The 24793-nt window shown below is 71.0% G+C and carries 24 protein-coding genes and 1 pseudogene; 4 read left to right on the forward strand and 21 right to left on the reverse strand.

From position 1 onward, the window contains the following. Positions 1-6 precede the first annotated feature (6 nt). From ACWGUG_RS09555 to ACWGUG_RS09605, 11 genes are all read right to left on the reverse strand, one after another. Entirely contained in the window at positions 7-519 is a 513-nt protein-coding gene (locus tag ACWGUG_RS09555; protein ID WP_378883071.1) for a DNA polymerase III subunit gamma/tau, read from the reverse strand. A 73-nt stretch (positions 520-592) separates the two neighbouring features. After that, positions 593-1447, reverse strand: a complete 855-nt coding sequence (locus tag ACWGUG_RS09560; RefSeq protein WP_452324511.1) for a peptidoglycan-binding domain-containing protein — start codon at positions 1445-1447, stop codon at positions 593-595. Between the two features lie 94 nt (positions 1448-1541). Continuing rightward, entirely contained in the window at positions 1542-2261 is a 720-nt protein-coding gene (locus ACWGUG_RS09565) for a copper homeostasis protein CutC (protein ID WP_452324512.1), read from the reverse strand. A gap of 76 nt (positions 2262-2337) precedes the next feature. Further along, entirely contained in the window at positions 2338-2544 is a 207-nt protein-coding gene (locus ACWGUG_RS09570) for a hypothetical protein (RefSeq protein ID WP_336396875.1), read from the reverse strand. Positions 2545-2645: 101 nt separating this feature from the next. Continuing rightward, on the reverse strand, positions 2646-3365 hold the full coding sequence (locus tag ACWGUG_RS09575; RefSeq protein WP_452324513.1) for a copper homeostasis protein CutC: 720 nt from the start codon (positions 3363-3365) through the stop codon (positions 2646-2648). Further along, positions 3362-4705 (reverse strand): alpha-L-fucosidase, encoded by a 1344-nt coding sequence (locus tag ACWGUG_RS09580; protein WP_452324514.1) that lies wholly within the window; start codon positions 4703-4705, stop codon positions 3362-3364. The genes ACWGUG_RS09575 and ACWGUG_RS09580 overlap by 4 nt, the downstream gene beginning before the upstream one ends. After that, positions 4702-6279 (reverse strand): M81 family metallopeptidase, encoded by a 1578-nt coding sequence (locus tag ACWGUG_RS09585; RefSeq protein ID WP_452324515.1) that lies wholly within the window; start codon positions 6277-6279, stop codon positions 4702-4704. Before ACWGUG_RS09585 ends, ACWGUG_RS09580 begins: the two co-directional genes overlap by 4 nt. After that, positions 6276-7244 (reverse strand): ROK family protein, encoded by a 969-nt coding sequence (locus tag ACWGUG_RS09590; protein ID WP_452324516.1) that lies wholly within the window; start codon positions 7242-7244, stop codon positions 6276-6278. Before ACWGUG_RS09590 ends, ACWGUG_RS09585 begins: the two co-directional genes overlap by 4 nt. Next, the gene (locus ACWGUG_RS09595) at positions 7241-8179 is read right to left on the reverse strand and encodes a carbohydrate ABC transporter permease (protein ID WP_452324517.1); all 939 of its coding nucleotides are present in this window, start codon (positions 8177-8179) and stop codon (positions 7241-7243) included. The genes ACWGUG_RS09590 and ACWGUG_RS09595 overlap by 4 nt, the downstream gene beginning before the upstream one ends. After that, positions 8169-9074, reverse strand: coding sequence for a carbohydrate ABC transporter permease (locus tag ACWGUG_RS09600; protein WP_378883091.1), 906 nt, complete (start codon positions 9072-9074; stop codon positions 8169-8171). Before ACWGUG_RS09600 ends, ACWGUG_RS09595 begins: the two co-directional genes overlap by 11 nt. A gap of 45 nt (positions 9075-9119) precedes the next feature. Then, positions 9120-10382 (reverse strand): ABC transporter substrate-binding protein, encoded by a 1263-nt coding sequence (locus ACWGUG_RS09605; protein ID WP_452324518.1) that lies wholly within the window; start codon positions 10380-10382, stop codon positions 9120-9122. A gap of 187 nt (positions 10383-10569) precedes the next feature. Here ACWGUG_RS09605 and ACWGUG_RS09610 point away from each other — a divergent pair, with 187 nt between their 5' ends. Next, positions 10570-11727: an ROK family transcriptional regulator gene (locus tag ACWGUG_RS09610; RefSeq protein WP_452324519.1), complete on the forward strand. Its 1158-nt coding sequence runs from the start codon at positions 10570-10572 to the stop codon at positions 11725-11727. Positions 11728-11730: 3 nt separating this feature from the next. On the opposite strand, the gene ACWGUG_RS09615 is transcribed toward ACWGUG_RS09610, so the two are convergent. The 7 genes from ACWGUG_RS09615 to ACWGUG_RS09645 all read right to left on the reverse strand — a co-directional run bounded on the left by ACWGUG_RS09615 (position 11731) and on the right by ACWGUG_RS09645 (position 20566). Continuing rightward, the gene (locus tag ACWGUG_RS09615) at positions 11731-12990 is read right to left on the reverse strand and encodes an alpha-L-fucosidase (protein ID WP_452324520.1); all 1260 of its coding nucleotides are present in this window, start codon (positions 12988-12990) and stop codon (positions 11731-11733) included. A 142-nt stretch (positions 12991-13132) separates the two neighbouring features. Beyond that, complete coding sequence (gene ilvC, locus ACWGUG_RS09620; protein WP_336396874.1) at positions 13133-14158, reverse strand: ketol-acid reductoisomerase; 1026 nt, start codon at positions 14156-14158, stop codon at positions 13133-13135. A 41-nt stretch (positions 14159-14199) separates the two neighbouring features. Further along, positions 14200-14709 (reverse strand): acetolactate synthase small subunit, encoded by a 510-nt coding sequence (gene ilvN, locus ACWGUG_RS09625; RefSeq protein WP_336396873.1) that lies wholly within the window; start codon positions 14707-14709, stop codon positions 14200-14202. A 3-nt stretch (positions 14710-14712) separates the two neighbouring features. Further along, the gene (locus ACWGUG_RS09630; RefSeq protein WP_452324521.1) at positions 14713-16515 is read right to left on the reverse strand and encodes an acetolactate synthase large subunit; all 1803 of its coding nucleotides are present in this window, start codon (positions 16513-16515) and stop codon (positions 14713-14715) included. A 47-nt stretch (positions 16516-16562) separates the two neighbouring features. Continuing rightward, positions 16563-18281, reverse strand: coding sequence for a dihydroxy-acid dehydratase (gene ilvD / locus ACWGUG_RS09635; RefSeq protein WP_378883108.1), 1719 nt, complete (start codon positions 18279-18281; stop codon positions 16563-16565). A gap of 48 nt (positions 18282-18329) precedes the next feature. Then, positions 18330-19124 (reverse strand): trehalose-phosphatase, encoded by a 795-nt coding sequence (gene otsB, locus ACWGUG_RS09640; protein WP_452324522.1) that lies wholly within the window; start codon positions 19122-19124, stop codon positions 18330-18332. Further along, positions 19121-20566, reverse strand: a complete 1446-nt coding sequence (locus ACWGUG_RS09645) for an alpha,alpha-trehalose-phosphate synthase (UDP-forming) (protein WP_452324523.1) — start codon at positions 20564-20566, stop codon at positions 19121-19123. Before ACWGUG_RS09645 ends, otsB begins: the two co-directional genes overlap by 4 nt. A gap of 137 nt (positions 20567-20703) precedes the next feature. On the opposite strand from ACWGUG_RS09645, the gene ACWGUG_RS09650 reads away from it, so the two are divergent. Then, complete coding sequence (locus ACWGUG_RS09650; protein WP_336396868.1) at positions 20704-20967, forward strand: hypothetical protein; 264 nt, start codon at positions 20704-20706, stop codon at positions 20965-20967. A gap of 5 nt (positions 20968-20972) precedes the next feature. Here ACWGUG_RS09650 and ACWGUG_RS09655 read toward each other — a convergent pair whose 3' ends face one another. From ACWGUG_RS09655 to ACWGUG_RS09665, 3 genes are read right to left on the reverse strand one after another with little or no spacing between them, the layout of a single operon-like run. Next, on the reverse strand, positions 20973-22157 hold the full coding sequence (locus tag ACWGUG_RS09655; RefSeq protein ID WP_452324524.1) for an acetyl-CoA C-acetyltransferase: 1185 nt from the start codon (positions 22155-22157) through the stop codon (positions 20973-20975). Further along, positions 22154-22807 (reverse strand): 3-oxoacid CoA-transferase subunit B, encoded by a 654-nt coding sequence (locus ACWGUG_RS09660; protein WP_452324525.1) that lies wholly within the window; start codon positions 22805-22807, stop codon positions 22154-22156. The genes ACWGUG_RS09655 and ACWGUG_RS09660 overlap by 4 nt, the downstream gene beginning before the upstream one ends. 1 nt (position 22808) lies before the next feature. After that, positions 22809-23609 carry a CoA transferase subunit A gene (locus ACWGUG_RS09665; RefSeq protein WP_452324526.1) on the reverse strand — a complete coding sequence of 267 codons (801 nt, stop codon included), beginning with the start codon at positions 23607-23609 and terminating at the stop codon, positions 22809-22811. Between the two features lie 114 nt (positions 23610-23723). On the opposite strand from ACWGUG_RS09665, the gene ACWGUG_RS09670 reads away from it, so the two are divergent. Next, positions 23724-24506 (forward strand): IclR family transcriptional regulator domain-containing protein, encoded by a 783-nt coding sequence (locus ACWGUG_RS09670; RefSeq protein WP_452324527.1) that lies wholly within the window; start codon positions 23724-23726, stop codon positions 24504-24506. Positions 24507-24601: 95 nt separating this feature from the next. Beyond that, positions 24602-24793 (forward strand): annotated as a pseudogene (locus tag ACWGUG_RS09675) (hypothetical protein); the annotation flags it as partial.

Raw genomic sequence — 24793 nt, forward strand, 5'->3', positions numbered from 1 at the left:
TCCCGCTCATCGCCCGACCGCCCCGATCATCACGAACGGCCACGGCAGGAGGAGCACGACCCCCGCCGCGAGCCACGCGAACCTCACCCATGCGCGGCGGCCGCGCGTGAGCAGGAAGGTCGTCGCGAACCACAGCGGCGGCGCGAGCACCGCCAGCCAGAGGCTGCCCTGGTACATGACGTCGAACACGAGGTACTGCGCCCGGCCCTGGAGCCGCAGCCCGCCGATGAGCCAGCCGATCGCGTAGAGCGCGTAGACGCCGCCGAGCACTCCGAGGCCCACGAGCGCGCCGTTGCCCATCGGCGTGCGACCCGCGGTGGTCCCGTCCGTGCCGAGCGAGCCCTCGGAGGCGTTCGCCGGGGCGGCGGCCACCGTGTCGCTGCCCCTGCCCACGGCGGTGTAGCCCTCGGGGAGCGCGGCCGTGACCTCACCCTCCGGTCCCCGGTCGGCGCCGAGGTCGAGCGTGGGATCGTCGTCGCCGTCCCAGCTCAGGGCATCGTCGTCGCGTCCTGTCGTCACGCTCCCAGCGTAGCGCCGGGCCACGCCCGGGCCGGGCTCGGCCGCTCCGGGCGGATCGGCCGAGTGCGACCGGTCATTCGAAGAGGCGCAGCATGAGGGCGTGCCAGGTCTGCGGACCGACGATGCCGTCCGCGGGCGGTGCGAACAGCTGCTGGAACTCGCGCACGGCGGCGTCGGTCAGCGGACCGAAGTCGCCGTCGACGGCGAGACCGGCGAGGAGTGACTGGAGGGCGCGCACCGCCTCGCCCTTCGGCCCGGCGGGACCGTCGCCGAGCTTCACCGTCATGATGAGACTCGGCCAGTCCAGCTGCCCGAGCGTCGTCGAGATCTCGACGGCCCGGAGTGTCTGCTGGAAGTCGCGCACGGCGTCGCCGCTCAGCGGCCCGAACTCGCCGTCGGCGACGATGGCGGCTCCGCGGGCCCGCAGCAGGTGCTGCGCGGCGAGCACGCGCCAGTTGGTCGCCTGCGACGAGCCCTGCTTCACCAGCGCCCACGGACGGGGTCCCGGGATGAACGTGCTGAAGAACGACCACGTCTCGCGGCCGGCGATGCCGTCGAGGGAGAGGCCCCACGACTCCTGGAAGAACTCGACGCGCTCCCTCGTGACCGGCCCGAAGTCCCCGTCGACGACGAGGGGGTCCTCGCCCGGCGATCGGGCGAGGCCGAACTGCTGCACGGCGCGGACGGCGTCACCCGTCGACCCCTGCTGCACCGGGATGACCAGGCGCGGCCACGTGATCGGGCCCACGATGCCGTCCGCCGGGACGCCCTCGGCCGTCTGCACGGAGGTGACGGCTGCCGCCGTCGCCGGGCCGTACACGCCGTCCACGGCCACGGCGTGTCCGTGCGCGCGCAGGAGGAACTGGATGCCCGGGACGATCGCTGCCGACGATCCCGGTCCGACGGTGCTCCACGGTTCGACGTTCATGACGGTTCCTCTTCTCTGTCTCGGCTGCGGGGACGCCCCTGGGAGGCGAGGCTCGCCCCGGTCGCGGTGATACACGCGGGGGCATGACGGTCCCTCAGCGAGTCGCGGCCGCGACGGCCTCCCGGACGACGGCGACATCGGTCACGTCATGTCCCGACGAGCCCCCGCCAGGACCGGACGGCGCCTCGTGGCCGGCGCGGGCTCGCGCGGAGAGGTGCACGGCGTGGACCCCGACGGAGAAGAGCGCGGGGATGTCCGCCGGCGTGACGCCGCCGCCGGCCATGACCTCGACGTCGCCCGACCGCGCCGCGAAGGCGCCGAGCGTCGTCACGCCGTCGATCGCCCTGCTCGCACCGCCCGAGGTGAGCACGCGGTCCACGCCTTCGGCCACGAGCATGTCGAACACGGCGTTCGGGTCGGCGGCCGCGTCGATGGCGCGGTGGAAGACGAGCGTGGCCGCGCCCGCGGCATCCCGCCATCGTCGCAGCGTCTCGATGTCGAGCCCGCCCGCGGCCGTGAGCGCCCCGACGACGACACCGCCCGCGCCGCGCTCGACGCAGGCGCGGATGTCGGCGCCTGCGAGCGCGACCTCCTCGGCGTCGTAGACGAAGCCGCCCGCGCGCGGTCGCACGAGCACGTTGACGGCCGACGGCTCGGTGGCGGCGAGCGCGGCCTCGAGGAGCCCGAGGGACGGCGTGAGTCCGCCCACCTCCAGCGCCTGGCACAGCTCGAGGCGGGTGGCGCCGGCTCCCATGGCGACGCGTGCGCCGGCGGGGTCCTGGACCGCGATCTCGACGGGTCGTGCTGCGGACATGCCGCGAGCCTAGCCGTGGGCGCCGCTCGGGGACACGGGTCGGGCCCGCCGCTCCCCGTGCGGCGGGCCCCCGGATTCACGCGAACCGCAGCGAGCGCGGCCTCGTCAGGAGGCTGCGGAACCACACGCCGATGCCCGCGACGGCGTGCGCCGTCGGGCTCTCGGGTGCGATCACCACGCCGCGATCGGCGATGCTGCGGAGAATCCCGTTCTCGCGATTCAGGGCGGCCGCCCGCTCGCGCTCGAGCCGGTCGGCCGTGAAGGTCAGGGCGTACCCGTCCATGGCCGTTCCTTTCATGAAGATCGCCGCGGGTTCGGCGATGTGTGAAGAGAGCGGCGTGAAGTGGTGCCTGATACGCCACTGACCTCGGCGTCCGCGGGGAGTCAGGCGCGGCGCGCCGCGGCGACCGCAGCGGCCACGATGACGGGGTCGGTCACGTCGTGCCCCTCCGCGCCTCCGCCCGGGCCCGAAGGCGCGTCGCGTCCCGCAGCGGCGCGGGCGGACAGGTGCACCGCGCGCACACCGGCGCGCAGCAGCGCGGGGATGTCTCGGGGCGCCACTCCCCCGCCCGCGGCCACCTCCAGCCGCTCCCCCGCACGCGCGGCGTATGCGGTGAGTCGGTCGATGCCGTCGATGCTCCGCGCAGCGCCGCCCGAGGTCAGCACCCGGTCCACGTCCTCCTCCAGGAGCGCGTCGAGCACGTCGTCGGGCCGCGGCGACGCGTCGATCGCACGGTGGAAGACGAGCGTCGCGCCGGCCGCGGCATCGCGCCACCTCGCCAGAGCCTCTCTGTCGGCGTATCCCCCGGCGTCCAGTGCTCCCACGACGACGCCGGCGGCGCCGCGGGCGACGCATGCGCGGATGTCGCCCGCGACCAGCGCGATCTCCGCGGCGTCGTACACGAATCCGCCGCCGCGGGGCCGGACGAGGACGTTGACCCTCTCGCCGCCCACCGCTTCGCACACCGCTGCCACCGTGGCTGCCGACGGTGTGAGCCCACCGAGCGACAGCGCCTGGCACAGCTCCAGACGATCGGCCCCGGCGCCGATCGCGGCGCGGGCCCCCGCGGCGTCCTGGACGGCGATCTCGACGATGCCGCTCACACGGCCACCCGGAGGGCAGCCGCCGCGTCGCCCCGGAGCGCCTCCGGGATCAGCGCGTGCGCACTGCCGTCCGGATACCGCTGGAGCGCCGCCTCGGAGCCGTCGGCCCACCGGCCGCGACCCTCGCCCAGCTCCGGCGGCAGGTCGATCACGCCGGCGGCCGGGTCGAGCGCGATCACGTGCACGGCGCCGGCGCCCGTCGTGTAGGCGCGGGGCGCACCGGTCGGCTCGAACGCGCGGATCCACGGTCGTGTGCCGTAGATCGCGTCGCCGTCGCGGCGCAGCCATGCGCCGAGGTCGGTCATCGCACGCTGCTGGAGCCCGGGGATGGACCCGTCGGCGCGCGGGCCCACGTTGATGAGGAGATTGCCGTTCTTGCTCACGACGTCGGCCAGCAGGTGGATGAGCTGCGCGCCCGACAGCGAGTGCCGGGCATCCTCTGCCTGGTTGTACCCGAACGAGTAGCCGAGCCCGCGCGTCGACTCCCATGAATGCCCGATCACGTCCGGCACGTGGGTGTACTCCCTGGTCAGGAACCCGTGGCTCGGCACGCCCCAGCGATCGTTCACCGTGCCGTCGGGCACCGCGTCCAGATAGCGGCGCAGGAGCGCAGCCACCCCGAAGTCATCCCCGCCCTTGCCCCCGTCGGGCCATTCGATGTCGTTCCACAGGACGTCGGGGCGGAAACGGTCGATCAGCTCGTCCACCTGCGCCGCCGCGTAGCGCGAGAACCACTCGTCCCCCCGGCGGAACCGGAACAGGTCGGTGTCGGACTCGATCGGCGGGAAGTCGCCGACGTGCCAGTCCAGCGCGCCCGAGAAGTACACGCCGAAGCGCGTGCCCGCCCGGCGGGTCGCGTGGTGGAGCTCCGCGATGAGGTCCCGCCGCGGTCCGCGCCGCGACGCGTTGAACGTCGTGGTCGACGTGTCCCACAGGCAGAAGCCGTCGTGGTGCTTCGTGGTGGGGATCACGTAACGCGCGCCGGCGTCGACGAGCGACGCGACGAAGGCATCGGCGTCGAACCCGGCGGCGTCCCAGTGCTCGGCCAGGTCCTCGTAGCTCGTACCCGTGCCGTAGTGCTCCTGATGCCGCCGCCACGTCGGGCTCCCGGCGATGCGCACCGTGTTGGCGTACCACTCCGCGTACTGATGATGGGCGTACGCGTCCTCGACAAGCACGCCGCCGGGCGGGTGGGCCGGGGCCCAGGCGGGGACCGAGTACAGGCCCCAGTGGACGAAGAAGCCCAGCTTGGCGTCGCGATACCACTCGGGCACCGTCAGGTCCGGGTACTGCGGCGCGGCATCGCCCAGGTCGGGCCCGGTGCGGGTCTCGAAGTTCACGCGCGCACCTCCCCGCGTCCGCGCCGGGCGACGATCGGCTCGAGGGGCGGCTCCTCGTCGGAGGCGGCGAACGGATAGGTGCCGGGCCGCAGACGGGAATGCCCGAGTCGCAGCAGGTCCTGGTCCACCCCGCCCGGAGTCAGCGCGATCGTCCAGCCCGCGGCGAGGTCGTACAGCTCCGGCTCGAGGTAGCCGATCTTCACGATCACGATGTCGGCGTCCTCGGGATCGAGCCCCAGCGACCGGAAGTCGTCCAGGCGATGGAACGGCTTGCGCCGCTCGGTCACGATCGCATGGACCGCGCCGCGGCGCACGACGACCTGCGTCCCGGCCACCGGGTCGCCGTCCGTGATCGAGAAGACCTCTCCGGTGATCTCGACGGGACCGCGCGGCCCGGCATCCACCCGCCCGCCGACCTGCAGCGTGACGGTCGCGCCGACTCCCGCCTCGCGGGCGATGCGCACCGCATCAGGATCGAAGACGGATGCCGCGAGCACCGTCAGCGTCTCGTCCCGCAGTTCGTCGCGCTCGAGGAGCCTGCCCAGCGTCCACGAGACGTCGCCGGCGCCGCCCGCCGTGGGATTGTCGCCGGAATCCGAGATCACGAACGGCCGCGGTGCGCCGTCGGCGAGCGCCTCGTCGAGGGCGTCGTCCAGCGACGCCGCCGGTCCCACGAAGGCGAAGTCCGCTCGCGCGTCCCAGTAGCGCCGCGCGAGCCGCTCGGCCTCCCGCGAGATGACCGAGGGGTCGTCGCCCGTGACGATCACGGTGGCGTGGCAGCGGGGCTCGTCCGCCCAGGCGTATCCGACCCAGATCGCGGCGTCGACGACACCGTCCCGCTCCTCGATCCCGGGGATCTCGGCGTAGATGCCGCGGGCGGGCTCCAGGCGCGTGCTCGTCTTCTCGCCCGGCAGCAGCACCGGCACGCGCACCCAGGCCTTGTGGGGGCGCCGCGCCTCGGGGTCGGCGCCGGTCGCGCCGCGGAGCCGCTCCAGCAGGTTGTGCACGGCGCGCTGCTTGGTGTTGAGCCAGTCCTCGTGCGGCGCCATGCGGTAGCAGGTGAGGAGGTCGACGGCGTCGAACAGCGCGTCGGAGACATTGCCGTGCAGATCCATCGACGTCGACACGAGCGTGTCCGGCCCCAGCGCCTCCCGCACCGCCGTCGCGAGGTCGCCCTCCGCGTCGTCCATCCCCACCACGCTCATGGCGCCGTGGATGTCGAAGAAGAAGCCGTCGAACGGCCCTTCCGAGCGGATGCCGTCGACGATCGCCTGCTTCATGCGCCGGTACGTCTCGGGGTGCACCGCGCCGCCGGGGAGCGAACGCCCGTGCGTGAGGGGCACCCAGTCCGCGGCATCCCGCAGCTCCTCCCCAGCCGCGAGGAAGGGGTAGTACGCGAGCAGACCGCCGCCGGTGCGGATCGTGAACGCGTCATCGCCGGAGATGTGCGGCGAGAACGTGCTGGACTCGATCGAGATCCCGCCGATCCCGATGCGCGGCCGGCGGAGTCCCGCCGGGTCGGGGGCGCGCAGCGCGCCCTTCCAGATCTTGTCGTGGTCGGGACGCGACGTCACGTGCGGAGCTCACCTTCTGGGAACGGGTCGGGAATGGCGGACAGATCGGATGCCGCGACCAGCGCGGCCGCGCCGAGCACGACCGCGTCGCCGCGAAGCGTGCCGGGCACGATGCGCAGCGGAACCCCGGAGACCGGCGGGTCCGATGCGAGCGTCTCGTCGACGGCGGGCTGGAGCAGGTCCCACGCGGAAGCGACACCGCCGCCGACCACGGCGAGCGAGACGTCCACGAGGGTGGCCGCCGAGACGCATGCCAGCGCCACCGCGCGTCCGGCGTCGGCGAAGACACCGGCCGCGATGGCGTCACCGGCGCGGGCGAGGTCGGCCACCTCTCGCGCCGACGACACCGAAGCACCGCCGACCGACGAGTAGCGGCGCGCGATGGAGGTGCCCGAGGCCAGGGTCTCGAGGTGCCCCGTCCTGCCGCACGTGCAGAGGAGGTCGCCGTACCCCGGCGTGTGACCGATCTCGCCGGCCGCGCCGTGCGGCCCGTGGCGGAGCGCCCCGTCCAGCAGGAGCGCGCCCCCGACGCCCGTGCCCAGCATCACGCCGAGCACGTCGCGTCCGGCCCCCGATCCCCACGCGGTCTCGCCCAGGAGGAAGGCGTTGACATCGTTCTCGACGCGCACCTCCACCTCCAGCCGATCGCCGAGCCGTGCGCCCAGCGGGAAGCCGGCCCAGTCGACGAACATGTCCGAGGCAGCCCGGATGGAGCCGTCCCTCGGGTCCACGACGCCCGCGGCTCCGACGCCGACGGCATCCGGGCGCACCCCGGCCCCGTGCGCGAGCTGCTCGACCAGGAGGGCGGCCGTCTCGGCCATGGCCTCTCCTCCCGTGCGCGCCGGTGTGTCACGCGTCGCGCGCGCGAGCACCGTGCCGTCGGCCGCCACGAGCGCGCCCGAGGTCTTCGTGCCGCCGATGTCGACGCCCGCCACCACGGTGGAGGATGCTGCCGCCGCGCTCATCGGCCACCCAGCCCGGCCATCGCGATGCCCTTGACCAGATGCTTCTGCAGGACGATCACGAGGATCGTGGTGGGGATCATGGAGATGATCGCGGCCGCCATCTGCAGGTCCCAGCGGGTGCCCGTCAGACCGGAGAAGCTCGCGAGGCCGACCGGCAGCGTGCCCAGCTGCGCGTAGTCCACCGTGACGATCAGCGGCCACAGGTAGCTGTTCCAGAACGAGAGGAACGTGAACACCGCGAGCACGGCGACCGCCGACTTCGACAGCGGGAGGATGATCTGGAGGAACGTGCGCACGGGACCCGAGCCGTCCACGCGCGCGGCCTCCTCGAGCTCGAACGGGATGCCGCGGAAGAACTGCCGCATGAGGAAGGTGCCGAACGCGGTGAAGGCGAAGGGGAAGATCAGCGCCTGGTAGGTGTTCACCCAGCCGAACCACTGCATGACCTGGAACATGGGGATGACGAGCACCTCGGCGGGGACCATGAGGGTGGCGAGGAACAGCACGAACACCGCGTCGCGCCCCTTCCACCGCAGCCGGCCGAACGCATAGCCGGCCGTCGTGGAGACGACCAGCACCACCAGCGTCCCCGCGACGGCGACGAACAGGGAGTTGCCGATGTAGGTCCAGAACGGTCCGTACGCGAAGACCTCCGCGAAGTTGACCCACTTCACCTGCGAGCCCACGAGTGTGGGCGGAACGGAGAAGATCTCCTCGTTCGGCTTGAGCGCCGAGAAGAAGGCGTAGACCAGCGGCGCCACGAAGACGAGCGCGGCGAGATAGACGAAGACGTGGGCGATCACGAGCCGCACGCGCTCGCCCTTGGTGCGCGCTCCCGAACCGCGGCGCGTGGCGTCGGCCGCCACGAACTCGTCGTCGGAGGTCATGAGCAGCGTCTGCTCGACGGCCGTGTCGAGGTCGGTGTCAGTGCTCATAGTGCACCCACTTCCGCTGCGCGGCGAACTGCACGCCGGTGATGACGATGATGATCGCGAACAGGATCCACGCGGCCGCCGCCGCGAGGCCCAGGTCGCCGAAGGTGAACCCCTGCTCCCAGATGAACATCACGAGGGGCTTGGTGGCGTTGCCCGGCCCGCCGCCGGTGAGCAGCTGCGGCTGCGCGAACACCTGCAGCGCCGTGATCATCGTCATGATCGTCGCGAAGAAGATCGACGGCGAGATCATGGGGATCATCACGCTCCAGATCAGCCGGAAGCCCCGCGCGCCGTCGATGCCCGCCGCCTCCAGCACGCTCTCTGGCAGCTGCTCCAGCGCGGCCGAGAAGATCAGCATGTTGTAGCCGAGACCCTGCCACACGCTCATCGCGACGACCATGATCATCGCCCAGGACGGGTCGGCCAGGAAGTTCGGCAGCGTGATGCCGAACCAGCTCTGCGCGACGCCGTCGAACAGCCCCTGCGGCTGCAGCATCATCTTCCACACCAGGACGTTCGCGACCATGGGCACGACGACCGGGATGAAGAAGAGGACACGCAGTGCGCCCCGGCCGCGGATCCGCGGTCCGAGGCCGATCGCGAGCGCCAGGGAGAGCGCGATGCTGAGCGGGACGTACAGCAGCGTGTACACCGCCGAGTTGCGCAGCGCCGGCCAGAAGTCCGGGCTCTCGGTGAACAGCTTGGCGTAGTTGTCGACGCCGTTGAAGGCGCGCTCGCCGAACGTCGGCCAGTCGAAGACGCTCATCACGATCGACAGCCCGACGGGCACGATCGTGAACAGGGCGAGCCCCACCAGGGCCGGGCTTGCGAAGCCCAGCGCCTGGCGGGCCTCGGCCCTGGCGAGCGACCCGCGACGGTTCGTCGTGGTCGTCATTGCTCTGCTCTCTTGCTCACGGGAAGGGGCTCGTCACCGAACCCGTCAGTTGCCGAACTGCGCCTGGGCGCTCTCCAGCAGCTCCGGCATCTCCATCTGGCCGTTGTAGACGCTGACCAGGTTGGGCTGGATGTAGCTGTCGAGCTTCTCCCAGTTCTCCGTCATGTACAGCGGCACCGTCGTCGCGAAGGCCGACTCGAAGACCGCCTGCACCTGCTCGCGGTACTGCTCGTCGATCGACTCGAAGTACAGCGGCTGCGACTCCGTGCGGGCCGGGTACGAGCGCCCCGAGGATGCGATGTAGTCCTGCGCGTCCTTGCCCAGCAGCGATCCCATGACCGCGAGCGCCTCCTCCGGGTGCTCGCACGTCTTGGAGATGCCGTACCCCGAGCCGAGGATCGGGCCCGAGTTGCCGTGGTCGCCCGACGGAAGCGGCGCCATGCCGGCGGCGAAGCCGGACTCGTTGTCGAGGTAGCTCACGGCGTTCCAGGTGCCGTCGACCGCCATCGCGGCGTTGCCGCCGGTGTACTGGTTCTCACCCCAGCCCGTGTCGGACGCCGAGGCGACCGGCGCGGCGACGCCCAGGTCGGTCACGAGCCCCGCGTACCACGTGGCCGCGTCGACGAAGTCGGGCTCGTCGATGTGGAGCGTTCCGTCCTCGGATGCAGGCTGCTTGCCGGAGAGGGCGATGGGCATCGACATCCACTGGTACCCGCCCATGCCCACGCCGAAGCCGTACTTCCCGTCCTTCGTCGCCGCCTGGGCGATGTCCTCGAAGTCGTCGAAGCTCCAGTCGATCTCGGGAGTGGCCGCACCGGAGGCGGTGAGCATGTCCTGGTTGTAGTAGACGAGCATCGTCGCAACGTCGAAGGGCACGCCGTACAGACCCCCCTCGAAACTGAGGATCCCCTCGGCGCCCGGGTTGAAGTCGGCGAAGTCGAGCCCGGCGGTCGCGAGGTCCTCGTCGCTGAGCTCGCGGAATCCCTCCGTGAAGCCGCCGAGCTGGGCTCCGCTCATGCCGGTCACGCAGGCCATGTTGCCGCTTGCCATGTTGGTCGTGAGCTTCGTGAAGAAGTCGTTCCACGGGGCCGTCTGGAGCTTCACCACGACATCGGGGTTCTCCTCCTGGGCGATCGCGACCTGCTCCTGGAGGGCCTTGGTGTCGGACTCGCTGCCGGCCCACATGTCCACGACGATGGTGGGCTTCCCGTCCGCGGAGCTGCCTCCGCCGGAACCGCTCGCGCACCCCGTCAGCACCACTGCGACGCCGGTGGCCGCGGCCACCGCGCCGACGCGCAACTTCTTCATCGAATGCCTCCTTGGCAGCCATACTGGAAAGGTTGTTTCGATCTCCGAACCAACCTTGTACTCTTGTGTCGCAAGTCACCATCGCAGGTTTCGATCGGTGGCGCAACCTGAACATCGGATGTTTATCGACGTGTGATACTTCGTGACGTCCCGGAAACACGCCCGGCCCCACCTCGCGAGAAGGACCATGACCCCGGACAACGACCGCTCCTCCGCCCCCGACGACGATGTGGCACGCCGGATCATCGACCTGATCGCGCGCGGCGAGGCGCGCTCACGGAGCGAGCTGGCGGCGGCCCTCGGACTGGCCCCGTCGACGGTGAGCCTGCGCGTGCAGTCGCTGATCGACGCCGGAGTGGTCGACGAGCGGGGCGACGGCACCTCGCGCGGCGGGCGTCGCCCACGGCTGCTCGGAATCGACGACGCCTCGGGTGTCGTCCTCACCGCGGATCTGGGCGGCGGTCACGCCCGGATCGGCGCGCACGCGCTCAGCGGGGCGCTGCGCGAGACGCGCTCGATCCCGGTCGCGCTCGCCGACGGACCGGAGGCCACGCTCGATGCCATCTGCGCCGTCTTCGACGAACTCGCGCAGGGGACGACCGTCCGCGCCATCGGCATCAGCCTTCCAGGCCCGGTCGACATCGCGACCGGCACCGTCATCCAGCCGTCGCGGATGCCCGGCTGGCCGGGCTTCCGCGTCGCGGACCACGTGCGCTCGCGCTACGGCGTCACCGTCGCGGTCGACAACGACGCCAATCTCGCGGCCCTCGGCGAGCACCGTGCCCAGCTCGGCGCGTCAGGTCACAGCATCACGGTGAAGGCCGGCACGGCCATCGGCAGCGGCATCATCGTGGACGGCCACATCCACCGCGGAGCGACGGGCGCGGCGGGCGACATCACCCACACGCGCATCGACGCCAGCGGCGACATCCCCTGCTCGTGCGGCAACACGGGGTGTCTCGAGACCGTCGCCAGCGGAGCGAGCCTCGTCCGGCAGATGCGCGAGCGCGGCCGCACCGAGGTCCGCACGACCGCGGATGTGCTCGCCCTCGCCTTCGACGCCGAGCCGGAGGCGACCAGCCTGGTGCGCACCGCCGGCACTCATCTCGGTCAGGCGCTGTCGGGCGTCGTGAACTTCTTCAACCCGCACGCGGTGTTCCTCACCGGCAGCATGAGCGCGTCCGAGCCGTTCATCGCCGCCGTCCGCAGCCGCGTCTACGAGGCATGTCATCCGCTGGCGACGCAGCAGCTGCGGATCGAGGCCGCTCAGACCCGCGCGGACGCCATCCTCCACGGCGCCGCGCGGTGGGCGCTCCACAACCTCGAGCTGCCCACTGCGCCCTGATCCTCACGCCTCCAGCGTGAGCTCGATCACCGGCACCAGCACGTCCGGGCGCGGCACCGGCAGATGCACCGTGAGCGTGCCCGCCGCCTCGCCCGCAGGAGTCATGTGGCTCGCCTGCTGCGCGGGGTCGCTGACCGACGTCCGCAGCCAGGAGCCGTCGTGCAGGAACCGCGCGTAGGCGACCCGGCCCCCGAGATCCGGCAGGTGCACGAACCCCAGCGGCCACGAGAAGAGGTGGAGGTAGAGCCGGTCTCCGCGCCGGGTGTACACACCCTCGCGGGGAGGTTCGAAACCCGCGTGCCCCGCGCCGACGACGGCTCGCCGGTGCAGACGCATCCATTCGCCGATCTCCGCCAGCGTGCGCTCGTCGCGCGGAGCGATCGCGCCGCGCCCGTCCGGGCCGATGTTCAGCAGCATGTTGCCGCCCATCGACACCGAGTCGGACAGCATCTGCACGAGCAGCGTCGCCGACTTCTGCTCGGTGTTGTCGCGGTGGTAGCCCCACGAGCCGTTCATGGTCTGGCAGGCCTCCCACACCTGCGGCTCGCCGTCGGCCATCAGCGGGGCCGTCGGCTGATACTGCTCCGGCGTGACGAAGTCGCCGGGGATGCCGAGCCGGTCGTTGACCAGCATGTCGGGCTGGAGGGAGCGGCACATCGCGAGGAGGCCCTCCGCGTCCCAGTCCTCAGGCCCCTTGCCCGGGAGCCCGTCCGCCGGCTCGGGATACGTGAAGTCGAAGAAGAGGTAGTCGATCTTGCCGTACCCCGTCAGCAGCTCGCGCACCTGAGCGTGCAGGAACGCGCGGTAGCGCGCCATGTCGCGGCCCCGGTTGAGCTCCTCCAGATCCTCACCGCGGCGCGGGTGGTTGGCATCCACCGTGAAGTCCGGATGATGCCAGTCGATGAGCGAGTGGTACAGCCCGACGCGGAGCCCCTCCGCGCGCAGCGCGTCGACGTACTCGCGCACGAGATCGCGTCCGCAGGCGGCCATCGCGTTGAAGTCGCTCACCGCGGTGTCCCACAGCGCGAACCCGTCGTGGTGCTTGGTGGTGAGCACGACGTACCCCATGCCCGTCTCCTTGGCACGCCGCGCCAGCGCCGGGGCGTCGAAAAGGTCGGGGTCGAAGTGGTCGAAGTACGGGCTGTAGTCCTCGTCGGTCAGCCGCTCGTAGTTCTGCACCCACTCGTGCCGCGCCGCCGCGCTGTACAGACCGAAGTGCACGAACATCCCGAACCGCGCCTCGTCGAACCACTGCTGTCGCATTCCCGCCCACTCGCCTCTCGCTCTGCCGAGCCTCCATCCTGGCACAGACGTCGGATGTCTGAGGGCTACCGGACGCGAAGAGCCCGCCCCCAGAAGGGGCGGGCTCTGAATCGCACCTCGGTGCGGATGCCTCAGGGCTCGGTCAGCGCGCCGCGCTTCCCTCCACGTAGTCGGCGTCCTGCTGCTTCCACGCGAAGAGCGAGCGCAGGTCGCGACCGACCGACTCGATCGGGTGCGCGGCGGCCTTCTCGCGCAGCTCGAAGAACTCCTTGGCGCCGTTGTCCTGGTCGTCGATGAAGCGCTTGGCGAACGCGCCGGACTGGATGTCGGCGAGCACCGCCTGCATGTTCTCCTTGACGTGCGGGTCGATGACCCGGGGGCCCGAGACGTAGTCGCCGTACTCGGCCGTGTCGGAGACCGACCAGCGCTGCTTGGCGATGCCGCCCTCCCACATGAGGTCGACGATGAGCTTCAGCTCGTGCAGCACCTCGAAGTACGCGATCTGCGGCTGGTAGCCGGCCTCGGTCAGCGTCTCGAAGCCGTACTGGACGAGCTGCGAGACCCCGCCGCAGAGCACGGCCTGCTCGCCGAACAGGTCGGTCTCGGTCTCTTCGGTGAAGGTCGTCTTGATGACGCCCGCGCGCGTGCCGCCGATGGCCTTCGCGTACGAGAGCGCGGTGGCCCACGCACTGCCCGAGGCATCCCGCTCCACGGCGATGATGTCCGGGATGCCGCGGCCCGCGACGTACTCGCGGCGCACCGTGTGGCCCGGGGCCTTCGGGGCCACGAGGATCACGTCGACGCCCTCGGGGGCCTCGATGTAGCCGAAGCGGATGTTGAAGCCGTGCGCGAACGCGAGCGTCTTGCCCGGGGTCAGCTTGTCCTTGATGCTCTCGTTGTAGATCGAGCGCTGGTGCTGGTCGGGCGCGAGGATCATGATGAGGTCGGCCCACTCGGCCGCATCGGCGACCGACTTGACCTCGAAGCCCTCGTCCTGCGCCTTCTCGGTGGACTTGGAGCCCTCCTTGAGCGCGATGACGACCTCGACGCCCGAGTCGCGGAGGTTCTGGGCGTGGGCGTGGCCCTGCGAGCCGTAGCCCACGATCGCCACCTTCTTGCCCTGGACGATGCTCAGGTCGGCATCGGCGTCGTAGAAGATCTCAGCCATCTTCGTGTTTCTCCTTGATGTTGTGGTCTGTTGGTCGGGGATCAGCCGCGCAGGACGCGCTCGGTGATGCTCTTGCCGCCGCGGCCGATGGCGACGAGGCCGGACTGGGCCAGCTCCTTGATGCCGAAGGGCTCCAGCGCCCGCAGGAAGGCCTCGACCTTGCCCTTGTCGCCGGTGACCTCGACCACCAGCGCGTCCGGCGCGTAGTCGACGATCTGGGCCCGGAAGAGGTTCACCACCTCGAGCACGTTCGAGCGGGTCTGGTTGTCGGCGCGCACCTTGATGAGCATGTGCTCGCGCTGGACGGATGCCACGGGGTCGAGCTCGACGATCTTGATGACGTTGATCAGCTTGTTCAGCTGCTTCGTGACCTGCTCGAGCGGCAGCTCGTCGACGTCGACCACCACGGTGATCCGCGAGAGGCCGGGGACCTCGGTCACGCCCACCGCCAGCGACTCGATGTTGAAGCCGCGACGGGCGAAGAGCCCCGCGACGCGCGTGAGCAGGCCCGGCTTGTCCTCGACGAGGAGGCTCAGCACGTGACTCGACATGGATCAGTCCTCCTGCTCTGCGAAGGCGGGCGAGTGGTCGCGCGCGTACTGCACGTAGCTGTTGCTGACGCCCTGCGGCACCATCGGCCACACCATCGCGTCGGCGCTCACCACGAAGTCGATGACCACGGGACGGTCGTTCGTCTCGAGCGCCGTCTTGATCGCGGCATCCACGTCCTCCTCCTTCTCGACGCGGATGGCGAGGCAGCCGTAGGCCTCGGCGAGCGTGACGAAGTCGGGGATGCGCACGGTGCCGTGACCGGTGTTGAGGTCGGTGTTGGAGTGCCGGCCGTCGTAGAACAGCGTCTGCCACTGGCGCACCATGCCCAGCGACGAGTTGTTGATGATCGCGACCTTGATCGGGATGTCGTTGATCGCGCAGGTCGCGAGCTCCTGATTGGTCATCTGGAAGCAGCCGTCGCCGTCGATCGCCCACACCACGCGGTCGGGCTCGGCGACCTTGGCGCCCATCGCCGCCGGGACGGAGTACCCCATGGTCCCCGCGCCGCCGGAGTTCAGCCACGCGTTCGGGCGCTCGTACTTGATGAACTGCGCCGCCCACATCTGGTGCTGCCCGACGCCGGCGGCGTAGATGCCTTCAGGGCCCGTGAGCTCGCCGATGCGCTGGATCACGTACTGCGGCGACATCAGGCCGTCGGTCGGCTGCGAGTAGCCGAGCGGGAACTCGTCGCGCAGGCCGTCGAGGAAGGACCACCACTCGGCGATGTCCGGATTGCCGCCCTTGACGGCTGCCTGGAACGCCGCGTGCAGGTCGACGAGCACGTCCTTGAGGTCGCCGACGATCGGGACGTCGGCGGTGCGGATCTTCGAGATCTCGGCCGGGTCGATGTCGACGTGCACGACCTTCGCGTTCGGCGCGAACAGCGCCGCTTTGCCGGTGACGCGGTCGTCGAACCGCGCGCCGAGCGCGACGATGAGGTCGGCCTCCTGCAGCGCGAGCACCGCCGGGACGGTGCCGTGCATGCCCGGCATGCCGAGGTGCTGCTCGTGCGAGTCCGGGAAGGCGCCGCGCGCCATGAGCGTGGTGACGACCGGGGCGCCGGTCGCCTGCGCGAACGTGCGCAGCTCTTCCGAGGCGCGTGCCCGGACCACGCCGCCGCCGACGTAGAGCACCGGCTTGCGGGCCTCCACGATCATCTGCGCGGCGGCCTGGATCTGCTTGCCGTGCGCCTTGGTCACCGGCCGGTAGCCCGGCAGGTCGATCTTCGGCGGCCACACGAACGGCGCCTCGGCCTGCTGCGCGTCCTTCGTGATGTCCACGAGCACCGGCCCGGGGCGCCCGGTCGAGGCGATCTCGAAGGCCGCCGCGAGGGCGCCGGGGATGTCATCGGCGCGCTTGACGAGGAACGAATGCTTGGTGATGGGCATGGTGATGCCCACGATGTCGGCCTCCTGGAAGGCATCCGTCCCCATGAGCGTGGAGAACACCTGGCCGGTGATGCACACGATCGGCACCGAGTCCATGTACGCGTCGGCGATCGCCGTCACGAGGTTGGTGGCGCCGGGGCCGGAGGTCGCGATCGCCACGCCCACACGACCGGATGCCGCGGCGTAGCCTTCCGCGGCGTGACCTGCGCCCTGCTCGTGCCGGACGAGGATGTGGCGGACCGACTCGTCGTCCATGAGCGGGTCGTAGACGGGCATGATCGCGCCGCCGGGCAGGCCGAAGACGTCGGTCACCCCCAGCAGGTCGAGGGAGCGGACGACCGCTTCCGCGCCCGTGAGCACGGGCGTCGAGGCGGTGCGGGCCGGCGGCCGCGGAACGGCAGCGGTGTCGAGTGACATGGTGAGGATCCTCTGAGTCGGTTCGGAGGGCTTGTCGGAAGCCGGACTCAACCGGTGGTCGCGCCCTCCGCAGCGGAGCGCACGAGTCGGGAGTACTTGGCAAGGACGCCACGGGTATAGCGCGGGGGAAGCGGCTCCCAGCCCAAGCGGCGGGAGTCGAGCTCAGCCTCGTCGACGAGTAGATCGAGAGTGCGAGCCGCGATATCGACCCGTATCAGATCACCATCGCGCACGAAGGCGATGGGACCAGCGTCCACCGCTTCGGGTGCTATGTGGCCGATGCACAGGCCGGTTGTGCCGCCTGAGAATCGTCCGTCCGTCAAGAGTAGTACATCTTTTCCGAGGCCTGCGCCCTTGATGGCTGCGGTGATGGCGAGCATCTCGCGCATGCCGGGGCCGCCCTTGGGGCCCTCGTAGCGGATGACGACGACGTCGCCCGCGACGATCTCGCCGGCCTCGAGGGCGTCCATCGCGGCGCGCTCCCGCTCGAACACGCGCGCGGGACCCTCGAACACGTTGCCGTCGAAGCCGGCCGACTTCACCACCGCTCCCTCGGGCGCGATCGTGCCGTGCAGGATCGTGATGCCGCCCGTCTCGTGGATGGGGTCGTCGAAGCGGTGGATGACGGTGCCGTCCACGGGGTCCGGGTCGAGTTCTGCGAGGTTCTCGGCGAGCGTCTTGCCGGTGACCGTGAGGGCGTCGCCGTGCAGCAGGCCCTCGTCGAGCATGGCCTTCATGATGACCGGGATGCCGCCGTGACGGTCGACGTCGTTCATGACGTACTGGCCGAAGGGCTTCATGTCGGCCACGTGGGGCACCTTGTCGCCGATGCGGTTGAAGTCGTGAAGGCTCAGGTCGACGTCGGCTTCGCGCGCGATCGCCAGCAGATGCAGGACGACGTTCGTCGACCCGCCGAGCGCCATGGCGAGGGCGATGGCGTTCTCGAACGCCTCCTTGGTGAGGATGTCGCGGGTCGTGATGCCCTGGCGGAGCAGGTTCACGACCGCCTCCCCCGACCGGTGGGCGAAGTAGTCGCGGCGGCGGTCGGCGGACGGCGGTGCGGCCGACCCGGGCAGGCTGAGCCCGAGGGCCTCGGCGACCGAGGCCATGGTGTTGGCGGTGTACATGCCGCCGCAGGCGCCTTCGCCGGGGGCGATGGCGCACTCGATGCGCTTGAGGTCGGCCTCGCTCATCTTGCCGGCCAGGCACGCGCCCACGGCTTCGAACGAGTCGATGATGGTGACGTCCTTCTCGGTGCCGTCCGAGAGCTTGACCCAGCCGGGCGCGATCGAGCCGGCGTAGAGGAAGACGCTCGAGAGGTCGAGCCGCGCGGAGGCCATCAGCATGCCGGGGATCGACTTGTCGCAGCCCGCGAGGAGCACCGAGCCGTCGAGGCGCTCGGCCATGATGACCGTCTCGACCGAGTCGGCGATGACCTCGCGCGAGACGAGCGAGAAGTGCATGCCCTCGTGGCCCATCGAGATGCCGTCCGAGACGGAGATGGTGCCGAACTGGAGCGGGTAGCCGCCGCCCGCGTGCACGCCCTCCTTGGCGCCCTGTGCGAGCCTGTCGAGGCTCAGGTTGCACGGGGTGATCTCGTTCCAGCTGGAGGCGATGCCGATCTGCGGCTTGTCCCAGTCCGCGTCGCCCATGCCGACCGCGCGGAGCATGCCGCGGGAGGTCGTCGCTTCGATGCCGTCGGTGACGACGCGACTGCGGGGCTTGATGTCGATGGAGTTGTCAGCGGGCGAATCGGGCAGGGCCATTGACTCAGTGTATTCCCGCGGCAGCGCGCGCTCGGCCGCTGTGACGCGTCAGCCGCGTGCCTCGGTACGCGCCTGTGCGAGACGCTCCAGAAGGGCGGCCAGAGCGGCGATGTCGGGCACCGTCACGGTAGCCGCAGTGGGCCCGCGGCCGACGTGGACGCCGAGGTCCGCCGCTCCGAGACTCGCCAGCGCGTCCTCGTCGGTCACGTCGTCGCCCGCGAAGAGCACCGCCGAGGCGGCCGTCCGCGCGCGGAGCTCGGCGATCGCGGAGTCCTTCCCCTCGTGACGGAAGGCGTACTCGACGATGTTGTGCCCGGTGCGCCGGCGCCACTGCGGCGCCTCCGCCGAGACGATCTCGTCGACCATCCGGTTCGCCGTCGCGGCGGCCTGCGGGTCGGCCCGCCGGGTGTGCACACCGAACCCGAACGTCTTCGGCTCGATCCACACCCCCTCGAGGTGGGCGGTCTCCTGCTCGGCGCGCGCCCGAAGCGCGTCGCGCAGTGCGGCGTCGGCGTCGTCCTCGGCGTGGCGGGAGAGGCCCTCACCGGGGATCCAGTACTCCGCACCGTGCGAGCCGGCCAGGAGCACCCGCGAGGCGTCGTCGTGCTCGGCGATCACGCGCAGATCGCTCAGGCTGCGGCCCGATACGAACGCGACCACGGTGTCGGGCACGGCGACGAGGGCGTCGACCGCCGCACGAGCCGCCGGCAGCATCCGCGCATCCATCGGCTCGTCCTCCAGGGGCGAGAGCGTGCCGTCGAAGTCGAGGGCGACCAGGAGCCGATCGGATGCCGCGACTCGCGCGATCTGCGCTCGCGCGTCGTCGTCGAGGGCGGCGCTCATGCGTGGGCACCGGCGTCGGGGCGGCCGCGGCGCGCCGCGTCCAGGGCGTCGAGGAACGACCGGGACCAGCGCGCGACGTCGCTCTCGATCACCTTCTTGCGCAGCGCCCGCATGCGCCGGCCCTGCTCTGCGGACGGCATCTCGATGGCGCGCATGATCGAGTCCTTCATGCCGTCGATGTCGTGGGGATTGATGCGGATCGCGCTCGGCAGCTCGTCCGCGGCGCCGGCGAACTCGCTCAGCACGAGCACCCCCCGGTTGTCGATGCGCGACGCGACGTACTCCTTGGCCACGAGGTTCATGCCGTCCCGCAGCGCCGTGACGAGCATGACGTCGGCGGCCAGGAACAGCGCGACCATCTCTTCGCGCGGGTAGGCCTGGTGCAGGTAGCGGATCGCGGTGTGCCCCATCGTGTCGTGGTCGCCGTTGATGCGGCCCACGGTGAGCTCGATCTCGTCCCGCAGCTGCATGTACGCCTCGACGCGCTCGCGGCTGGGGCTCGCGACCTGCACCAGCGTGACGTCCTCGACCGAGATGCGGCCGTCCTCGAGCAGCTCGCCGAACGCCTTCATGCGGTGGCGGATGCCCTTGGTGTAGTCCAGGCGGTCGACCCCCAGCAGGATCTTCTTCGGGTTCCCGAGGCTCTCCCGGATCTCCCGCGCACGCGCCCGCACGTCCTCGCGACGCGCGAGCTCGATGTAGGACGAGGCGTCGATCGAGATGGGGAAGGCCTTGGCCAGCGCCCGCCGGGTCGTGCCATCGGGGTTCGGGACGCTGATGCCGGTGGCCTTGGTGTCGTAGCGCAGCTGACGGCGGACGGCCCGGGCGAAGTTGCCCGCGTCGGCCACCCGCTGGAAGCCGATGACGTCGGCGCCGAGGAGGCCCTCGAGCACCTGCCGCCGCCACGGGAGCTGCGAGTAGAGGCCGTATGCCGGGAAGGGAATGTGGTGGAAGTACCCGATCGTGAGGTCGGGGCGCATGTCGCGGAGCATCTGGGGCACGAGCTGCAGCTGATAGTCCTGCACCCATACGGTCGCACCCTCGGCCGCGACCGCCGCCGTGGCCTCGGCGAAGCGGCGGTTGACCCGCACGTAGGCGTCCCACCACACGCGCCGGTAGCGCGGCTCCGCGATGACGTCGTGGTAGAGCGGCCAGAAGGTGTCGTTCGACATGCCCTCGTAGTACTTCTCGACCTCGTCGGAGCTGAGGGCGACGGGGACGAGATAGGTGCCCTCGAACTCGAACGGCTCGACGTCGATGTCGGGCTGGCCCGGCCAGCCCACCCACGCGCCGTCCGACCGCCGCATCACCGGCTCGAGTGCCGTCACCAGCCCGCCGGGTGAGCGACGCCACCCCTGCTCGCCCTCGGCGTCGACGACCCGGTCGACGGGGAGGCGGTTGGCGACGACGACGAGGTCGGCGCTGTGTGCGGGCTCTGTCACGCGGGCTCCTGACGGTTTCGTGGACTCGGCACGCCCAGGCTAACAGCGCCGTTCCGCCCGGCCCGCGCCCCTTGACGCACCGAGCGCGCACATGTCAAGGGGCGCAGGGTGCGCGCACCCCGCGCTAACGTGGCCCCATGCGCAAGTACCTCTTCGGCACCGGGCTCCTCACCGCCGTCACGGGCGGTTTGACGCTGCTGAGGGGACTCCGCGAGAAGGAGCCCTTCACGTGGCGCCAGGTGCTCGCCTGGATCAGCTGGGGCATCTCGCTCGCCCTCGCGATCGGCGCCATCGTCGACCTGCGCCGTGCCGCACACGGCGAGGCGGTCGCCAAGGACTCCCCCATCCACGGGAACGAGCGCAAGATCCGCAAGGACCGTCTCAAGCGCCTCGCGGACTGACCCGCTCAGCGTGTGAGGATCAGCGCGTCCCCCTGACCGCCCCCGCCGCACAGCGCGACCGCGGCCGTCCCGCCGCCGCGGCGGACGAGCTCGTGCACCGCGTGGACGACCAGCCGGTTGCCGGAGGCTCCGATGGGATGCCCGATCGCGATGCCACCGCCGTGCGGGTTGACGACGTCGTCCGACAGTCCGAGCTCCGCCTGCGACCGCGCCACGACGGCCCCGAACGCCTCGTTGATCTCCACGATGTCGAGGTCGGATGCCGCGATCCCCTGCTTCTCGAGCGCCTTCTCGATCGCGCGTGCGGGCTGCGAGTGCAGCGAGTTGTCGGGACCGGCGACCTGCCCGGAGGCGCCGACGACCGCGAGGACGGGCCAGCCGTTCTCGTCGGCGTGCGAGCGCCGGGTGAGCACCACCGCCGAGGCGCCGTCGGAGATCTGCGACGAGTTGCCGGCCGTGATCGAGCCGCCCTCGGCGAAGGCGGCACGCAGGCGCGAGAGGGTCTCGACCGTCGTCTCGGGTCGCACGCCCTCGTCCTTCGTCACGACCACCGGGTCGCCCTTGCGCTGCGGGATCTCCACCGGCACGATCTCGGCGTCGAACACTCCGTCGGCCTGGGCGGCCGCGGCGCGCTGGTGCGAGCGGGCGGCGACGGCATCCTGCGCTTCCCGCGTGACCTCGAGCCGGCCGTTGTGCCGCTCCGTCGACGCGCCCATGCTCTCCCGGTCGTATGCGTCGGTCAGCCCGTCGTGCGCCATGTGGTCGAGCACTTCGATCGAACCGTACGCCCATCCGTCGCGCGAGCCCATCAGGAGGTGCGGCGCACGGGTCATGGACTCCATGCCGGCGGCGACCACGACCGTCGCGTCCCCCACGGCGATCATTCGGGCGCCGTCGATGACGGCGGTGAGCCCGGAGAGGCACACCTTGTTGACCGAGCCCGAGTGCACGTCCCACCCGATGCCGGCCCCCACGGCCGCCTGCCGCGCAGGGTTCTGGCCGCTGCCGGCGGCGAGCACCTGCCCGACGAGCACCGCGTCGACGGCGTCGGCGGGGATGCCGCTCTTGTCGAGGGCGCCCTTGATCGCTGCGCTGCCGAGCTGCACCGCGGTCAGCGGCGCGAGCTGGCCCTTCAGCCGCCCCTGCGGCGTGCGCGCGGCGGCGACGATGACGATGTCTTCACGGGTCATGAGATCACTTCCAGCTGTTCGGAGACGGTGAGTCGGGGCTCTGTCGCGGCGATGACCTCCTCGACGGTGACACCCGGCGCGGTCTCGACGAGCACGAGGCCGGCATCGGTCACATCGATGACGGCGAGGTCGGTGATGATGCGGTCCACGACGCCCCGGCCGGTGAGGGGCAGCGTGCACTCGTCCACGATCTTGGCCGAGCCGTCCTTGGCGACGTGCTCCATGAGCACGATGACCTTCGCGGCTCCGTGCACGAGGTCCATCGCGCCGCCCGGGCCCTTGACCATCTTGCCGGGGATCATCCAGTTCGCGAGGTCACCCGTCGCCGAGACCTGCATGGCGCCGAGGATGGCGGCGTCGATCTTGCCGCCGCGGATCATGCCGAAGCTCGTCGCGGAGTCGAAGAACGCGGCGCCCGGAAGGGTCGTGACGGTCTCCTTGCCGGCGTTGATGAGGTCGGGATCGACGCTCTCCTCCGTCGGGTACGGGCCGACGCCGAGGATGCCGTTCTCGGACTGCAGCACGACCGTCACGCCGTCGGGCACGAAGTTCGGCACGAGCGTCGGCAGGCCGATGCCGAGGTTGACGTAGGCCCCGTCGGCGAGCTCCGCAGCCGCGCGCGCGGCCATCTCATTGCGGCTGAGCGCCATGTCAGGCTCCTTCCGGCATCTCGCGCGCGGCGGCCCGGGCGACCGAGACCGTTCGTCGTTCGATGCGCTTCTCGATGTCGGCTCCGACCTCCACGATGCGGTGCACGTAGATGCCGGGCAGGTGGATGGCGTCGGGATCCAGCTCGCCCGGTTCGACGAGCTCTTCGACCTGAGCGATGCACACGCGCCCGGCCATCGCGGCGAGCGGGTTGAAGTTGCGCGCCGCCTTGTTGAAGACGAGGTTGCCGTGGCGGTCGCCCTTGAGCGCGTGGACGAGCGCGAAGTCGGTGACGATCGCCTCTTCCAGCACATAGTCGCGCGCGGCGCCCGAGACGTCGAAGCTGCGCACGTCCTTGACCGGGGATGCGACGGCGATCGAGCCGTCGACGGCGTAGCGGCGCGGCAGCCCGCCCTCGGCGACCTGCGTGCCCACGCCGGCGGTGGTGTAGAACGCCGGGATGCCCGCGCCGCCGGCACGCATGCGCTCGGCCAGGGTGCCCTGCGGCGTGAACTCGACGGACAGCTCGCCGGCCAGGTACTGGCGCGCGTACTCCTTGTTCGACCCGATGTACGAGCCGATGGTCCGGCTGATGCGCCGGTCCTCCAGGAGCGTGCCCAGGCCGAAGCCGTCGGTGCCGCAATTGTTGGAAATGATGGTCAGGTCGCCGGAGCCGAGTTCGCGCAGCGCGGCGATGAGGACGGAGGGGATGCCGACCAGGCCGAAACCGCCCACGGCGATGGACGCGCCGTCGGGGATGTCGGCCACCGCGGCATCTGCGGAGGAAATGGTCTTGTCAAGCATGACCGAAACTGTACACTGGCGTTCGCAGGTTGTACAGTGGTTCGCATAGCGCACTGCGTCGCCAAGCAAAAACACCGCCGCCGACCGCACGACCCGAGCCCCCGAGAGGTCCCCATGAACGAACCGAAGGCCCCCGACGCCCTCCACGTCCAGTCCCTGGCACGCGGGCTGTCCGTCATCCGCGCATTCGGCGCCGAACGCCCGCGGCAGACGCTGGCGCAGGTCGCCGAGGCCACCGGGTTGGCCCGCGCCACCACCCGCCGCTTCCTGCACACGCTCGTCGACCTCGGCTACGCGGGCACGGACGGCTCCGAGTTCTGGCTCACCCCGCGCATTCTCGAGCTGGGCTACTCCTACCTGTCCAGCCTGTCGCTGCCGGCCATCGCCCAGCCGCGACTGGAGCAGCTGTCGGCCCGCGTCGACGAGTCCAGCTCGATGTCGGTGCTCGATGGCTCCGATATCGTCTACGTCTCGCGCGTGCCGGTCCGGCGCATCATGACCGTGTCCATCACCCTGGGCACCCGCTTCCCCGCCTACGCCACGTCGATGGGCCGCGTGCTGCTGGCCGATCTGCCCGCCGACGACCTCGACGCGTACTTCGCCGCCACCGAGGTCGAGCGCCTGGCGCCGCGATCGCTGGGCACCGAGAAGGAGCTGCGCCGCGAGCTGAAGCAGATCCGCGCCCAGGGCTGGGCGCTGGTCGACCAGGAGCTCGAGCCGGGGCTGCGCTCCCTGGCCGCCCCCATCCGCGGCACCGACGGCCGGACGGTGGCGGCCATCAACGTATCCACCCAGACCGCCGCCCACGACGTCGACGACCTCCTGCGCGACTTCCTCCCCGCCGTCCTGGAGACGGCCACCACCATCGCCGGGGACCTCGCGGCCCAGCGGCACTGACGCATCGCGCCGGGTCCGCACGTGCCCCGGCCGACTGCTTTGCGACGACCACGTTTCACCGATCCACCCCAAGAGAAGAAGACGAAAGGCTCCCCATGACCACCTCCGGCACCAACCCCGACAACGCCAAGAATTCCGACAACGCCACCGGCACCGGCACCGCCAAGAACCCGGACGACATCGTCCTGTGCGCTCCCCTGCGCACGCCCGTGGGCCGCTACGGCGGCGCCTTCACCGAAGTGCCCGTGCAGGACCTGGCCTCGACCGTGGTTCGCGAGATCGTCGCC

This window comes from Microbacterium sp. NPDC055455 (genome assembly GCF_053619935.1).

Coding starts and splice junctions, on each gene's coding strand:
- ACWGUG_RS09560 (WP_452324511.1), bottom strand. CDS start 1,447: ATGAACGTCGAACCGTGGAGCACCGTCGGACCGGGATCGTCGGCAGCG.
- ACWGUG_RS09565 (WP_452324512.1), bottom strand. CDS start 2,261: ATGTCCGCAGCACGACCCGTCGAGATCGCGGTCCAGGACCCCGCCGGC.
- ACWGUG_RS09570 (WP_336396875.1), bottom strand. CDS start 2,544: ATGGACGGGTACGCCCTGACCTTCACGGCCGACCGGCTCGAGCGCGAG.
- ACWGUG_RS09590 (WP_452324516.1), bottom strand. CDS start 7,244: ATGAGCGCGGCGGCAGCATCCTCCACCGTGGTGGCGGGCGTCGACATC.
- ACWGUG_RS09595 (WP_452324517.1), bottom strand. CDS start 8,179: ATGAGCACTGACACCGACCTCGACACGGCCGTCGAGCAGACGCTGCTC.
- ACWGUG_RS09600 (WP_378883091.1), bottom strand. CDS start 9,074: ATGACGACCACGACGAACCGTCGCGGGTCGCTCGCCAGGGCCGAGGCC.
- ACWGUG_RS09605 (WP_452324518.1), bottom strand. CDS start 10,382: ATGAAGAAGTTGCGCGTCGGCGCGGTGGCCGCGGCCACCGGCGTCGCA.
- ACWGUG_RS09610 (WP_452324519.1), top strand. CDS start 10,570: ATGACCCCGGACAACGACCGCTCCTCCGCCCCCGACGACGATGTGGCA.
- ACWGUG_RS09615 (WP_452324520.1), bottom strand. CDS start 12,990: ATGCGACAGCAGTGGTTCGACGAGGCGCGGTTCGGGATGTTCGTGCAC.
- ilvC (WP_336396874.1), bottom strand. CDS start 14,158: ATGGCTGAGATCTTCTACGACGCCGATGCCGACCTGAGCATCGTCCAG.
- ilvN (WP_336396873.1), bottom strand. CDS start 14,709: ATGTCGAGTCACGTGCTGAGCCTCCTCGTCGAGGACAAGCCGGGCCTG.
- ACWGUG_RS09630 (WP_452324521.1), bottom strand. CDS start 16,515: ATGTCACTCGACACCGCTGCCGTTCCGCGGCCGCCGGCCCGCACCGCC.
- ilvD (WP_378883108.1), bottom strand. CDS start 18,281: ATGGCCCTGCCCGATTCGCCCGCTGACAACTCCATCGACATCAAGCCC.
- otsB (WP_452324522.1), bottom strand. CDS start 19,124: ATGAGCGCCGCCCTCGACGACGACGCGCGAGCGCAGATCGCGCGAGTC.
- ACWGUG_RS09650 (WP_336396868.1), top strand. CDS start 20,704: ATGCGCAAGTACCTCTTCGGCACCGGGCTCCTCACCGCCGTCACGGGC.
- ACWGUG_RS09655 (WP_452324524.1), bottom strand. CDS start 22,157: ATGACCCGTGAAGACATCGTCATCGTCGCCGCCGCGCGCACGCCGCAG.
- ACWGUG_RS09660 (WP_452324525.1), bottom strand. CDS start 22,807: ATGGCGCTCAGCCGCAATGAGATGGCCGCGCGCGCGGCTGCGGAGCTC.
- ACWGUG_RS09665 (WP_452324526.1), bottom strand. CDS start 23,609: ATGCTTGACAAGACCATTTCCTCCGCAGATGCCGCGGTGGCCGACATC.
- ACWGUG_RS09670 (WP_452324527.1), top strand. CDS start 23,724: ATGAACGAACCGAAGGCCCCCGACGCCCTCCACGTCCAGTCCCTGGCA.